The sequence below is a fragment of the Mycoplasmopsis columbinasalis genome (genome assembly GCF_900660705.1).
Taxonomy (GTDB): domain Bacteria; phylum Bacillota_I; class Bacilli_A; order Mycoplasmatales; family Metamycoplasmataceae; genus Mycoplasmopsis; species Mycoplasmopsis columbinasalis.
The window spans coordinates 430,134-445,058 of the sequence record NZ_LR215043.1 but is presented as its reverse complement, the minus strand read 5'-3'; the positions used below and the strand labels follow the sequence as shown (position 1 = coordinate 445,058).

The 14,925-nt window shown below is 33.1% G+C and carries 10 protein-coding genes and 2 tRNA genes; 2 read left to right on the top strand and 10 right to left on the bottom strand.

Annotation, left to right across the window (positions count from 1 at the left end; all coding sequences use genetic code 4):
- Positions 1–18 precede the first annotated feature (18 nt).
- The 7 genes from scpB to EXC55_RS01765 all read right to left on the bottom strand — a co-directional run bounded on the left by scpB (position 19) and on the right by EXC55_RS01765 (position 3,539).
- Complete coding sequence (gene scpB, locus EXC55_RS01795; protein ID WP_129622982.1) at positions 19–591, bottom strand: SMC-Scp complex subunit ScpB; 573 nt, start codon at positions 589–591, stop codon at positions 19–21.
- Positions 581–1,342: a segregation/condensation protein A gene (locus EXC55_RS01790; RefSeq protein WP_129622981.1), complete on the bottom strand. Its 762-nt coding sequence runs from the start codon at positions 1,340–1,342 to the stop codon at positions 581–583. The genes scpB and EXC55_RS01790 overlap by 11 nt, the downstream gene beginning before the upstream one ends.
- Entirely contained in the window at positions 1,326–2,084 is a 759-nt protein-coding gene (locus EXC55_RS01785; protein ID WP_197722270.1) for a lysophospholipid acyltransferase family protein, read from the bottom strand. Before EXC55_RS01785 ends, EXC55_RS01790 begins: the two co-directional genes overlap by 17 nt.
- The gene (locus EXC55_RS01780) at positions 2,068–2,388 is read right to left on the bottom strand and encodes a holo-ACP synthase (RefSeq protein ID WP_129622980.1); all 321 of its coding nucleotides are present in this window, start codon (positions 2,386–2,388) and stop codon (positions 2,068–2,070) included. Before EXC55_RS01780 ends, EXC55_RS01785 begins: the two co-directional genes overlap by 17 nt.
- 115 nt (positions 2,389–2,503) lie before the next feature.
- Positions 2,504–3,286: an MAG0110 family membrane protein gene (locus EXC55_RS01775; protein ID WP_129622979.1), complete on the bottom strand. Its 783-nt coding sequence runs from the start codon at positions 3,284–3,286 to the stop codon at positions 2,504–2,506.
- A gap of 91 nt (positions 3,287–3,377) precedes the next feature.
- Positions 3,378–3,452, bottom strand: a tRNA-Gln gene (locus tag EXC55_RS01770).
- Between the two features lie 3 nt (positions 3,453–3,455).
- A tRNA-Tyr gene (locus EXC55_RS01765) sits at positions 3,456–3,539 on the bottom strand.
- A 264-nt stretch (positions 3,540–3,803) separates the two neighbouring features.
- Here EXC55_RS01765 and EXC55_RS01760 point away from each other — a divergent pair.
- Both EXC55_RS01760 and EXC55_RS01755 read left to right on the top strand, forming a co-directional pair.
- Positions 3,804–4,400, top strand: a complete 597-nt coding sequence (locus EXC55_RS01760) for a hypothetical protein (protein WP_129622978.1) — start codon at positions 3,804–3,806, stop codon at positions 4,398–4,400.
- A gap of 41 nt (positions 4,401–4,441) precedes the next feature.
- Positions 4,442–5,146: a phosphorylase family protein gene (locus EXC55_RS01755; protein WP_129622977.1), complete on the top strand. Its 705-nt coding sequence runs from the start codon at positions 4,442–4,444 to the stop codon at positions 5,144–5,146.
- Positions 5,147–5,245: 99 nt separating this feature from the next.
- On the opposite strand, the gene EXC55_RS01750 is transcribed toward EXC55_RS01755, so the two are convergent.
- The 3 genes from EXC55_RS01750 to EXC55_RS01740 are packed head-to-tail and all read right to left on the bottom strand — an operon-like array spanning position 5,246 to position 14,874.
- Entirely contained in the window at positions 5,246–6,043 is a 798-nt protein-coding gene (locus EXC55_RS01750) for an ABC transporter ATP-binding protein (protein WP_318024533.1), read from the bottom strand.
- 32 nt (positions 6,044–6,075) lie between these two features.
- Positions 6,076–6,405, bottom strand: a complete 330-nt coding sequence (locus EXC55_RS01745; RefSeq protein ID WP_129622975.1) for a hypothetical protein — start codon at positions 6,403–6,405, stop codon at positions 6,076–6,078.
- A gap of 3 nt (positions 6,406–6,408) precedes the next feature.
- Positions 6,409–14,874: an ABC transporter permease gene (locus tag EXC55_RS01740; RefSeq protein ID WP_129622974.1), complete on the bottom strand. Its 8,466-nt coding sequence runs from the start codon at positions 14,872–14,874 to the stop codon at positions 6,409–6,411.
- Positions 14,875–14,925: the final 51 nt, after the last annotated feature.

Genomic DNA, 14,925 nt, shown 5'->3' with positions numbered 1-14,925 from the left:
CTTACAAGCACCCTTATTTTAATCCTGTCTTTGACTATCGAATAGGTTGAAGTCTGCGTTTTCATCTTCAACTCCCTCGATAAAGTTGAATTCTGTTAAACGAGGTAATTCAGCCATTGATTTTATTTTGAAATAGTCATAAAACTTATTAGTAATTCCGTACAAAACCGGTCTACCTGGAGTTGGACTAACACCAACTTCTTCAACAACACCTTTAATCAAAAGAGTATTCAAAACTTGTTCACTCGCAACACCACGAATGTTGTTTATCATTGAACGAGTCACAGGTTGTTTGTAAGCCACAATTCCGGCTACTTCAATAGCAGCGTTTGATAATCTGTGTCTTTTAACAACTTGAACCATTTTCTGAATATATTCTTTGTATGTTTCACGAGTAGCTAATTTATAAATTTCATTGAAATTAACAACTTTTAGTGCTCCATCTTTGTCATTGTAGTACTTCACAAAATCGTTAATAACTTTTTTAGCTTCAGCTTTGGTTTGTAAACCAAAAGTTTCTTTTATTTGTTCTAAGGTTAATCCTTCGTCGCCCTGAACATACAACAAAGCTTCTAAAATATTATTTTTCATATTCTGGACCTCTTTCAAAGGTGATTAACCCAAATTGTTCATCCTGATGTAAAACAACGATCTGGCGTCTTGCTAAATCAAGCACAGCCATTAAAGTAATAACAAAGTGACTAAGTGATGGCACTGAAAAGATCATTTCAAAAGTAACTTCTTCATTTTCGTCAAACAAATTTAAAATGTAAGGAATCTGATCTTTTGGCGTGACGTTAAAATGCTGCAATTTTGTGTTACGTAACTGGTTCGCGTACGATCTTTCAAACATTTTTCGCAAAATGGTAATTAATTTTAATGGATTTGAATGCCCATCAAGTGTACTTTTATCATCGTCAACAATAAACTCTTCTAAGTCAGATTGTTTTTTAATATAAATTTCACGACGCAAACCTTCTTGTTCACGTAATGTTTTTGAAATTTCTTTGAATTGTTGGTATTCAAACAATCTTCGTAAAAGTTCACGCTTATCTTGTTCAACTTCAACTTCTTCTTCAGGTGTAGCAAGCAACATTTTTGTTTTTAAAGCTAATAAAGTAGCCGCCATAACCAAGTAATCACCAGCCACATCAATTTCGTTTTCTTGCAAAATTTGAATAATACGCAAGTATTCATTGGCTAATTCTGCTATGTCAATTTGCAAAATGTCAATATTTTTATCTTGTACCAACGCTAACAAAAGATCTAACGGACCATCGTAATTTTCCAACTTAATGTCATAACGTTTATCCTCAGTTTGGTAATTACTTATCTTCGCCATTTGCTAAAGCTCCTTGAATAGCTTCTTTTGCTTTTTCTGCCAACACATTCACATCCATAGCAAAAACAGTGTTTGCTTTAAATTGTGGTAAAAATGTAACTTTTATTGTTAATTTCTTTTTGCGTTTGTGGTTAAATGCTTCGCGTGTGTCAGAAATTGCTACAGGCACAACTGCTAAAAAGTTTTGATGTGCAACTTTAAAAGCACCATTTTTAAATTCACCCAATCCATCTTCACCTACTCGTGTACCTTCTGGAAAAATAACACCATAAGTGCGATTTTCTTTGACAAACTTTCCAAATTCGTTCAGAGTCTTAAAGAAATCACGGAAGTTTTCGCTGTCAATAAAAAACGAATCTAATAATTGCATAGCACTGTGTACGCTTTTTTGTTTTTGCAACTCTTTTTTGCCTACAAAAGTTGGTATTTTGTTCAAAACATCATCTTCATGCGATTGTTTTTTAAGCGCGTATAACAACACAACTGGATCCGCATATGACTTATGATTTGGCACTAAAATTGCAGGAGATTTTGGTAAATTTTGGTAACCTTCTACTTCAACTTTAATGTTTCAAAGTCACAACAAAAATTTTGCTTTTTTAACGAGTCAATCGTTTCGTTGCTGCAAAGTGTAATTGTCAGAGTTATTTTTGTATCTTTTTGCGTACGCCCTAATTCTTCAATTAACTCAAAGTGCTCTTGGTCAGCTCAAAGCCATTTTTGTCTTAATTCCAATTCCCATAATTCTCCTTTGATTTTTTGAATGCAACAGCAACTACTAGATCATCTTCGTGTGATAACGTAAGTCAAAAGTCGGGATGCATCCATTGGTTTGCTTGCCGATTAACGGAAATTTTAGAAAATTCGTTGTATGAATTATCCGCCTTAAAAATTGCTTCCTTGATGGCTCACAGTGACGCTAAAACTTGCGTTTTTTCTGCTGTTTGATCATAAAATTCTAGTTCACTTTCACTTAAAATTCGAGCAGCAAATTCGCGAGTTTTGTTTCGAAAACGACTAATTCGTACTATGTCTACGCCAATCATTGAAATATTATATATTATATATATTCAGAGTAAATTTTTTGGAAGACCAATGAACGCAAAAGAAAAAGACGAATTATCGTTTTTTTTTGTTGTTAATTTAAAGCTCTTGAGAAAACTATTTGTTTCTTAACACTAAAATTGCCAATTGGTAAAGTAAGTAGAAAAGATCAAAGGCAATTTTGAACCCAAAGAACATACCTGCTACAGTTATTTCTTTTTTGGTTTGGTCAGACATAATTGCATCTTTAAAGAATTGATTACTTCTCATTACATAAACTCAGTCAATGTAAAGGTAAATGAAACCAAGCAAAATACTAAGCAACGATCACACAATCATTAATGGTTTATGAAACGCAAAGATTGAAACCAAACTGATAATTAAAGTAGTTAAGAAAAGAGCAATTAGCATTGTGTACGCAAATTTTAGTTTAATGATTTCGTAAGCTGCAAAAATTGCGGCAATAATCATAAGTCCAAGCGGTACCAATGTTACTATTAAAAATTCTGAAATGTTGGCCTCTAGCAATATAAATGTAATAGGAGCAACAACGACGATTCCCACTATTACCATCAAACCTGTTGCCCACAACAAGGTGGCAACTTTATTGGTTTTTATAAATGATTTTGTCAAGAAAATTGAACCAACAAACAAAAGAATAATGAATCCAACGTTTAACCCAATTGAAAATGGTGTACGGTAAGAATAAAGATTAATTAAGACATTTTGCGACGCAAATCTACCAATTAAAGCGCCAGTAGCAATTGCGATAATTAAATAGTAACCAAGTCACATTAAAGTTGCGCCTAACACAGTTGAGCGTCTGCGTTTAGTTGCTTTAACATCTACGCCTATTTCGTAATTTTGATTTTGCAAATTATTGAAGAATTGATTTTCCATAGTAAATATTATATATTCACTTTCTTGTTTGAAAGTATTCGCGCTTCGAAAGACCTTGAAAATAAAAAAAATCACTTCGTGCAAAGTGATATGGCTGCTCCAGTTAGATTCGAACTAACGCATGACGGAACCAAAACCCGCTGCCTTACCGCTTGGCTATGGAGCAAAATGGTGGAGGGGGAGGGATTCGAACCCCCGAACCGTGAGGAAGTGGGTTACAGCCACCCGCGTTTGGCCGCTTCGCTACCCCTCCGTTTTGAAAAAGCTTATATATTATAGACTAAAATGTTTTTTGTCTAAATTAAAAAATACACAAAAAAAGAAATGATTTTGTTCGAACAATTGTTTTGTTTTTAAGCATTTTTCCAAATTTCATTCATTTTTTTGATCTAAAGAAAACTTTATTTGAGAATTGGGTTCACAAATAGTTCTATAAAATAGTTATATTCGCAAAGTTTAATTTATATATCTAAACATTTTGTGCGTCCTTTAAATTTATTTATATAATTGAAAAACAATGTTTAGTAATAAAAAATTACTTCTTTTTGCACACCAAGAATTGCACCAAATTTGTCAAAAAAATGAATGTTTTTTAACACTTAGCCCTGATTCGTTTTTGCAATTACAAAAAAATCCAAATTTACCTTTGGAGAAAATTCGCTATTCACTGTACTGAGCTGATTATTTCTTTTTGGCTTCAAACCACCAAAATCAATTTATGGCACAAGACAAAACTGCTGAGAGCACAAGTTTGGTGCATTTGTTTAAGTATGAAAACCAGAAAATTTACTTGGACTTAATTTTCCCTACTACACCACAGCAATATCACGACTTAATGTTAAGAAAAAACCGTAAGCGGATGGAGTTAGCATACTCGCACAGTAAAACTCTTAGTCAAAAAATTAAATTTTTCAGAACAAAGCCAATGGATATGAATGATTTTGTCAAAATTATCCTCAACACAAGGTATGAAGGGTTTTTAATTCAAGGCGAAAACTTTAACAATTATCGCTTTTACGAAGACCTTAATCCCAATTTTGTAAATACAATTAAACAATACGATTTAGTTTATAATTATTTTAAAATATTTGAAAAAGATATTAAAAATAAATAATGTCTTCTTATTTTAATTCAACAAGAAGCATAGGAGTTAAGATGTCAACACATATCGGAGCAAAAAAAGGCGAAATCGCAAAAATAGTTTTTCTTTCAGGTTGCCCATTACGTGCAAAATATATGGCATATCGTTATCTTGATAACGTTAAACTTGTTAACACTGTACGTAACGAACTTTTCTACACTGGTACATATAACGGCACTCCAGTGACTTTCGGTGGGTCAGGTATGGGCATGATGTCAATTGCTGCATATGCGCACGAATTGTTCTCAGAATATGGTGTTGATGTCATTGTTAGAACTGGCACTGCTGGCGGTTATTTACCAGAATATGAAGTTGGCGATGTGGTAATTATGAACCGTGCGTACGCTGACAACAGGGGTTTAGGTGAATTAATTAACGCCGAAAGTACTCACGTATATTACCCTGATGCAGAAATAGTTGAAAAACTCGAAAAGAGTGCAACCGAATTACAAATTCCTTACAAAACAGCTTCAATTCACTCAACCGATTGTTTTTACGCAATGCGTCCTTTGGATGAAACCATTCAAGTAACCGAATCACAAGTGATTGACTGTGAAAGTTATGCGCTCTTTGCTGTAGCAAGACACTTTGGAAAAAGTGCTGCTACTATTTGCCAAGTAAGTGATAACTTGGTTTTAAATGAATTCAGCAGTCAACTTACACGTGAACGTGAATTCACAGATATGTACCTTATTGCCTTAAATGCTCTAGTTAAATAATTCAAAAAAAGCCACAGTGAAGTGGCTTTTTTAGTTTTATCCTTTTTACAATTGCAAATTTAAACAAAAAACCAGCAATGATAATTGCTGGTTTTTCAATTATTTATAAAACTCTTGTGGATGCAATGGTTTGTCATTAACTCAAATATCTTTTATTTTACCTTCAGCAATCGTGATTACACGCGTTGCCATTGGTTTAATTTTGGGGTCGTGACTAACCATAATTACCGTAGTATTGTTCTTTTTGTTCAATTCATAAAGAGTGTTAAGCACAATTCTTGATGTTGCCGTGTCAAGCGCTCCAGTAGGTTCATCGGCAAAAACAATTTCTGCATTCTTTGCCAACGCACGAATAATTGAAACACGTTGTTGTTGTCCCCCTGACATTTGTGAAGGGAATTTGTGCATTTCTTCTTCTAACTCAAAATCTCTAAATAATTGGCTAATATCTGGTCTTTTGCTTTTATCTTTTTGCAAATACGCACCAGTTTCAGCGTTGTCATAAGCGGTTAAATTCCCTAGTAAGTTATAACTTTGGAAAATAAAACTTACATGATCTCTACGGAAACGAGTTAATTTTGCGTTTGACAAATAAGTTAGATTTTTGTTGCACACAACCACATCGCCAGAATTCGCACGGTCCAAACCCGAAATTAAGTTAAGTAAGGTTGATTTACCACCACCAGAAACTCCAAAAATTAAGAGGATTTCACCTTTTTTAATTGAAACCGATAGATTGTCAAGAATTTTATTAACAATTAGACCGTTTGTATAGTATTTAGTTACGTTCTGAACATCAATAATATTGTCTTCTTGATTGGATAAGAGTGCATTTTTGTCTTTTTTACGTTTGAAGTTTCCAGAAATTCAAAGTGCTTTGGCCACTTTTTTTGGCACAACCACATTTTTCTTTTTGCCAGGAATCTTATCTAGAAATTGACAAACATTTCTTGAATTAACTTTTTCTTTTTTAAGTTCAGTTGGAATTTCAAGTTTTTTAGTGTTTTGCAAACTTTGTTCACGTAACTTCTTAGCTGCTTCTTTTTTTTTTTTTTTTTTTTATATTTGCTTTTTGCAGACTTACTTTTATTTTCTGGTTCTGCTTTTGAATTGCTTTTGTCTGGTTGTGCTGTTTCTACAGGTTTGATTTCACCTTTAGAACTATCTGCTAGCTCCATTGGTAAAACGTTTTCGACTAAATCTTTATCGACAACAGTGTTGTCATGCTTTTTATTAGTAGCTTTTTTTCTATCAGACATAACCTATCCTTTCAGCAATTCAACAGCTTTGATTTTTCCTATTGAATACCAAGTAATTAAAGAAGTAAACGCAAACACTAAGAAGGAAACAAGGAACACTAGCAACACTAACACCGGACTCATTGAAAACACCAGCACAATTGAACTCTTGAGCATAAAGAAATTAAATAAGAACATAACACCCATAACAATTGGAATCGATAGCAATAACGAACCAATTAAGAATGGTATGAAAATCGAGAAGAACATAATTAATTTTTCTTTTTCACTATAACCCAAAATGCTGAATATAGCTATGTTACGTTGGTTTTCGTTAATTATCAATGTCGAAATAATCACAAGAATGGTTAACGAAATAAAGATCATCACAACAATAATTCCGGTTGAAACATTACTTACAGTGCCACCAATTGAGTTGATAAAACCTAACTCAATATCTTTTGAATCAATGGTTTTAGCAACCAAACCATAAAAGTAACTATCATAAAGTTTAATGAATTCATGTACTTTGGTATTAGCATTATTTTTCTTATTATCGCTATAAATTTTTTCAAGCACAGATTCATTGCTTAAATCACTTGGTGGACTTTGTGTAAGGAACGCTGCTCATTTAGCGATTGCTTCTTGACGAGTTAAACCACCAGCCATTAAGTTGCTAATTAACAAACCATTTTGATAATGGAAGAATTGTTCAAAGACAGCTTCATCTTTGTCTGGCCCAAAGTTTTCGGTCATAATTGGTCAGTAACCACTTTGTGAGTAAAGTGAAGCTGAACCCAAAATTTGTTGTGGAATAGTTGCTTTTGAAAGAATACCGTTAAATGGTTCGTAGTCAATTTTTTCTTCACGTGCTAACTCTGTCATTCCAGTCAACAAGTTAGCCACGTGTTGCGAGGTCAACATTTCTTCATTGATGAATGTTTGGTTAATTCCGATAACTTTAAATTTATATTGATAAATTGGTTCTTCGCCATTAGCAAGAAACTTGTTAATGTATCTGCGTACGTGGTTTTTAACTGTTAAAGTTACTTCTGTACCCACGCCTCATTTGTTTTTGGCAGCCACCACTTCGTTAATTACTAATGGGAAGATGGTGTTATTTTGCGTATCGAAGTTGTAAATTTTTGTTAGCAAGTTGGTGCCATCAAGCGCTTCAGCTTTAATGAAACGACTATCTTGTTTATATCCAAAAATTTTGCCACGGTTAGTTTCGATGTATGAGTATTTTTCATCATCGTTTTCATCATAATACACACCACCAAAACTAATAAAGTAATCATTAATTGTTGGACCAAAGAATTCTTGATAATCAGCTAAAAAGTCCCGGTAAGGTTGTGGTTTAGTCGCTTCTTCATTATTTGGACCCACCTTAATTAAACTTGGATCTTTCTTTTCGGCATTAATTTGTTCTTGAATTTTTTCATAACCACGCACTAAGAAGGCGCGATAAGCATCTCTTGCGGTTGTGGTAATGACTTCTAATTCATAAGTTTGCTCATTAGGGTTTCATTTTGCCAATTTGAAGCTTCCGCTTTTTTCGCCTGGTTGTACATAGTATTTATAGTAATCACGATATTCATTGTGATTATCTTTATTCACAAAATATCAAGCTTGCGTGTTTGAATCTTTGATGAATTCTCACGTTTTGCCATCGGCTACCAATCCGTTTTGGGTTTTTTCAAGTTGTCAACCAATTCTATTTCTAATTGAATCAATTCTAGTTTTTTGCGTATCCGCCATCAAACTATATGAAACTTGTCATGGGTTGACTGTTACAGCAGCGTCGACAACAATGTCAAGTGAAAACTGGGTTAGTAAGTGAGGTTCCCCGGTAGTTGGTTCCCCGTTGTAAGGCGGCGAGCTATACGGTGGGGTGTCACTGTTCTTTTGTTTCACAGGTTTATCTGAGTTAATAATTGAAGAATGACCAGGTTTCAAGTAATCTCGAATTTCGCTTTGACTTTCGTAGTTAAAACCAATTGGTGTGTAGAGTTCATTAGCTACATTGCTACCATTGAAGGAACGATAAATTCCCCCTTCAACAGTTGGTGTGACTAAATCTAACTTAAATTTATAATCACGGTTCTTGTATGTGTTTTCAATTGTGTTCTTGAAGACAGTTCGGTTCGACAAACCAAACAAGGCTGCTGTGGCCACCAAAATGATACTGATCATAAACGGAATCAACTTGGTTAAGCCAGTGTAAGCAAGAATCAGTGAGAAACGCGAACGAATACCACTTTTACGAATTCCTCAGTAGAATTTTCAGAATCGTTTCGAGTTTGGCATTGTGTTGTTAGCCGTAATCAAATCAAGCGGTTTGACACGCAAGGTTCACAACGTGACAATGTAAATGATCACTGATACAAGTATAAACGGTACCAACATATTATTGAACAAACCAAAGTAGTTAAAATCGAGTGATGACTTTGGTAGGGTTCAGTAGGCTGAGAAGAAGTCCATCACAATCAGCTGGAACCTATTACCAACAATGTAACCCATCAGCCCGCCAATAATACTTGTGACAATCGCAAAGACAAAAAGTGAACAAGCAATTTGACTTGGTGTGTAACCTTGAGCTTCCAAAATTCCAAGTACTTTGTTTTTCGAAGCAATATATCTTTTAATAATAAAGACAACTGAGAAAGTAACTAAAACACTTAGTAAAGCAACCAACAGTGTTGTAATTACTGAAATTCCGTTAATTACTTTTTGAATTGTATTAATTCTAAGTGCACATTCCGGGTTAATTGGGTCAATTTCACTCGCTAAGAACACGCGTTCAAAGCTACTGTTATTATTGGTTTTTTCGCGCACAATTTCACGTAATTGATTCCGCAATTGTTCGTTTGTGAGAGGTTTTGTACCGTTAACTTCCGGAATAACAATGTTGTGCGGGTTTTTTACAAGTAACACTTGTTTGATTAAATTACCGCTGTATGCTTTTTTCACACGGTTAAAACCATATTGGTTGACGTAAATTAAAGCTTGGTTGTGCGTATCCACCTGCAAGTTGTTTTCGTCAAGCACAGGGTACATATAATCAACCGAAGTTTCCTGACCAACAATGATAAATTGCAAACCGTTAATGTCAATTTTAAAATCGTCATCAAGGTTTTTCACAAAATTATCAATGTTTAGTGAATCATTTGGAATTTCACCAGCATAGATTTTTTTGTTATTAGCAATTAAGTAAGCATAGTTAACTTTGGCAAAGTAACCACGTGGGTTTGGCAACGAAACTAAAGTTGTTTCAAGTGGTTTAAAAATTGCAGCCACTGGTTCGTACAATAAACTTGGAATGTTTATACCAAAGAAGAAGATATTGTTTTCGATAACTTTTTCGGCCAAAGTTTTGTTTCTTAAAATCGCTTGCGAGTCAATGTTAATTGATAACTCAGTTTTCCAGTGTCCTAAACCAATTGCGTCACGTTCAACATTTTCTGGTAACAAATTAGTTAAAAATTGTTCAAAAGCATTATTTTGTAAGGTATCTTTTTTAACAATGATTTCAAAATCTGTTAAGAAATTGTTAATCAAACCTTTCAAGTTACCATTTTCTTTAATTTCTGCTACTCGTGCTGCGCTTAATGGTGTGTTGTATTGTTGAATTAAGTATGAAATCGCAATTTCTGGAAAGTAAGTTAACAACACTGGGTTAAATAAAACACCAGAAATACCAATAAATTCTAAGTTATAAGCAGGACTAAGTTGAGTGTTGATTTTAAACACTGCATCTTTAACTGCGTAAAATTCAGGAGTCGAAAGATAATTGTTATAAAAACCATTAATAGTTTTGAAGTATCCTGAATCTTTAGGATTATCACTATCGGTTGGTTTTGAATATTTTGCTGCTTGGCCGATGTAACCAAGTTGCAAAATTAACATCAATTTGTAATCGTGGATAAATTGACGATATTTAGGATTGGCAAGTGCTAATTCTTCAGCGGGCGCAAATAAGAATGTACCATCTTGATTTTGGTCAAAAATGGTTTGTGTAGCTGGTGTTGATAAAAAGCGACTAATGTAATAATCTGTTTGATCACTAAAAGCAATATTGATATTTTTGTTGGCTTCTTGAGTTTTCGCTAAGACTGGTGCGCTTACTGCAAACTCTAAAAAGTCGCGCACAAATTGGTTAGCTTCTGCTTGGTTTGTATCTGGTTGTGTGTAAATGGTTAGATAAGGTGTGTAAATTGAAAATACATTTTTAGCAAAGTTTTCGTTATAAATGCTATCCAATTTAAGCAATTTGCTTAACGTGGTTTTAACCAAAGATCAAGCTCCTGTACCAGTTGTTGATTGCATATCAACAATTCAGTCTGCTCCAGTTTTTAGAGCTGGGTTTGTCACCAAACCGCTTGTTCTTTTGGTTTGTGCAATAAATTTTAACAAATTATCTAGCGCAGTTTCAAGTGCTTTTTTGTTAAATATAATTTTTGCTGATTCGACGTATGAGCCTATAAATGAGCGGTATTTGTCTTGTAAATTGTCTAAGTTAATTTCATCACCTGTTGCCTCGGCAATTTTTTGTTTTAACTCTAGAATTGTTTGTTCTAAAGTTAAATTCAGAGGCGTAGATACTGAGGCAGGTGTGTTTGGAGATGTTGTTGTTGATTCTGCAGGTGTTTCTTTTATGCTTATAGCTGAAAGCAAGTCGGCCACAGAAATTTTGTTCTTGTCTTCGTCTCAAATTCAGGTGGTTGGACCAGCGGTTGAACCATCGCTTTGAATTTCACCATCAAAAACCTTCATTTTTCCCGAAAGATTGAATAGAGAAATAATGTTTTCTTTAAAAGCTTTGTTGGTTCCTGAAGCATTAAAAAGCGATTCAAAAATTAATTTAATCAAATCTTTTGTTTCAAGAGTTCGAAAAGCATAATTCTCAAAGCTACTGTAGATACTTGTTTGTGTTTTGTTACGATATTCTCATTTCACATATTTAGTTTGAATATATTTTTCTAAATTACCTTTGAAATAATCAAAATCAAAGTTCCGAATGAGACTTTTTATTATTCTCACTACCGGTTCATAGTCGTTATTTGGACCAGGATCTAGTTTGCTTACTAAAATTTTATAAATTTGTTGAATAACCGGTTGGTTTTGAAGAAAGTTGTAAATTAAACCTGTTTCATTTGGAGCTAAAATTTTGTCGAGATTTACTTGATCGATCGCATCATAGAAAACATTTTTTAAAATGTTGCCATCAATTGCAGTTAAAATGTTTGCCAAAATTGTTGATAAAGTTAATTTTTGTGTTCACATTTCACCATTGTAAGCGATCTTTTTATCATCAAATTTATCGAATCAAGTGATTCAGTTCTCTTCGAGTTTATTGATGTCAAACACATTTACCAAGTTTGATAATACTTGTAAGAATTTAAACGGGTTATTAAAAATAGCGAAGAAACGATCTAAATAAGAATAATCAGTATCTGGAGAAATGTTATTTGTTGAAATTAATTGTAATGTTTTGAGTAGATTGATAACCTGTGATTTAAAATACTCTTTTACTTTTTGAATTTCTGCTTCATCTAAATTTTCCAGTCTCGAAACTTCGATGCCGGTATTAAGTGAAGTTAATTCTTTCACTTTTTTAATCGCATTATCTAAAATTAATTTAATGAGATTACCCGATGGATTGGTTGCTAAATTGTTGATCAAATAAATAAATATTTTCGGCAACATCCAACTATCAACGCGTCCTCTTAAAAACGCACTAGCAAAATTAACTTTATTTAAAGCTTGTGTAAATAAAGGTGTTAGTTGGTAGACTAAGTCACTTGAAAGAAAACCGTTTTTGACAAAATCTAGATTTAAAATAACTTTTTCAAAAGCTTCTAATAATGGTTTGGTATCTTGTTCTTTTAATACAGCGTTGTTAAGCTCTGCGTCAATGTTTCAGTAGAATCTGTGAATGTCAACTGTGTCGCCAACTTTAATTCCTCACCCATCACCGTCGGTTTTAATTCCGTTTTTTAAAATTTCTACACCTTGCTCATCGTGTCCATCTGTTGCAATAGTGTAATTATTCGCAATCAATCAACCCCGCATAAAGTTACCATCATAACCATTCACTTTAATTGGTTTTTCGTTAGTGAAATATCTAGTTACATAAATATTTTCTTTTTGTACCTTATTCCCAGTGACAGAATCATATACAACAGCTTTTTCTTCAAATTTAGCAAACTTAAAGAAAAAACCATCTGTATAAATGTAAAGATTGGTTTTGCGGTAATCTGGCGTTTTCGAACCATCAGTATTAGTTGTTGGATCAACATATTTGTTTAAAGCAACTACTTTTACTTTATTATGAATTGTCGTTTGGTGTGTGACTGGGTTTTCATCTCAAACATCTTGATATGAAACTACCGGCATAATATATTCTTTGTCTAAATAGTGGTTTCCAACTAATTCTGCAATGAGTGGTCAAATTATTGCTGGTGGTATTTGATAATCAGAGAAGAAAGTTCTATCAGTTTCATGAAATTCATTTATTACTGTTGGTGTTGTTTGTTCATTAAAAAGTTTCCCAACATTTGTTGGAATTCCATCAACAACAAATTTATTTTCTCCTTCACCTGTTTGCCCAGTATTGATGAAGTGATAAACATTTTTATTACCTTCTGCGTTTACACCATCAACTGTAGTGGTTTCTTTAAGTCCGATATTTTCAACTCCAACCAATTCTTTTGTTGCATCCAAAATCGAATTTTTAGTAATTTTTAATGCACCTTCTTTAATAATGTTTAATCTTCTAACGTTAATCTTAGAATCAAGAATTAAATTATAAAAAGCATCCTTGGCATTAAGGGTGTTTTTGGTGTATTCTGAACTTAAAAATGGATTGTTATATTTCTCTATTTCTAAAATTGTTTTTGCATCGTCCACTTCTATTTTATAGGCATTACGGTTCGCAACATCAATTGGTAAGGTTCTTGTGTCGTTAGTATATAACTTAAGAAAACTACTTTCCATAAAATCGTTATTTGAGGCAATGTTTACTTCAGTATTTTTAGTAATAATACTGTTGGCATCATTAGCTAATTCATAAGTGTCGCCCTTTAAACGGAATGGAATTCAACTTTCAGATTTGAGTTTTTTTCAATGTGAAAAAGTTTCTAATTGATCTCAAAGTGGGTTTCGATTCGCAATAGATGGATCACCTAAACTTTCAATAAAAGTTTTGTATGTACCAGATCATTTTTTACGCGCATCGTTTTTACTTGTGTATGAGGTGTAATAATTTCAACGTCAAAATTCTGTCGAGCTATTGTGCTGTCACACATATTCTTGACTAAGGTTATATTTGGTTCCTGGTTTAAATGAAAAACTTGCTTCTTGTAAAGTTGTAACTGAAGCAACATCAGGGAATAAAACGCCTGCAGTAATATTATTTTTAAATACAGCTTGAGAAATATCGTTGTTTGTTGAATCGTTTAATAAATCAGCTCGTTTATTTGCTAATGATCTGTCATATTCATAGTAAAAAGGATTGTTTTGATTTGGGTTAGTAAAACCAAGTAAAGTCATTATTGTTTGTGGGTCTATTTTTTTACCAATACCTTGGTTGATTCATTCTATCCCATCAGTAAAATCTTTGGTTATTTCTTTTGTTTCAACGTTAACAAACAACGCGCCGACTTGAGTCGCATTGATTGTTTGGTTATATTCATTAAAAATCGCAAGTTTTTTTAATTCTAGCGGTGAATTAAAATGTAGCACATCGTCCGCTTTGAGAGTGTGTGTGATTGTGAGTGGTTTTATGTCATTGTTTTGTAACGAATTAAGTACAAAAACTTTCAAACGTCATTCATTTGAGACTTCAAAATACGGATCATTTATGTTTTGTAAATTAAATTTAACGCTGCTGTCAGCGTTTTGTGAGTAACGATAAAAATCTCTTAAATCACTTTTTTTAATGTAAAAATTCTCTTTAGCAACACGTTTTGAACTGCTAAATTCATCAAGAAAAGCTTCAACATCAGCGCTTTTTATTTTATTAAGTGGAAGATAATCACCTTTAATATTGTCAACATATAAAATGTTTACATTTTTTTTGTCTTTATATTCCTCAACATCTTGATCAATTGTAGGCGCAGGTACACTTAAAGTTTTTTTTCATTCCTGATACGCTTCACCTTGGAAAGTCTTATCATAATTCACTATGTATCTGATTGGTTCGTAAACTTTTTTACCATCCACTTCTTTTAAATCATCATATGACTCGCCATTTATAAAGTAACCTTGATTATACGCTTCACCTGAAGAAGATAAGTTTAAGTCAACAGTCACATCTTGTAAAACCGATTTATTTTTATACTCGGTAAAACTATTAACCATTGAACGCCGCACGCTTGTTAAAAGAGTAAAAATAGCGGTAGTGAAAAAAAGCAAAATCGAAAGTCCAATTACCACTACTTTGTTTTTGGTTAATGATTTAAATACTTCTTTAAATAATCTTCACATACTTACTCTTTTCCGTTTAGAGTTAATTATAGAACAAAAAGCACAAACATC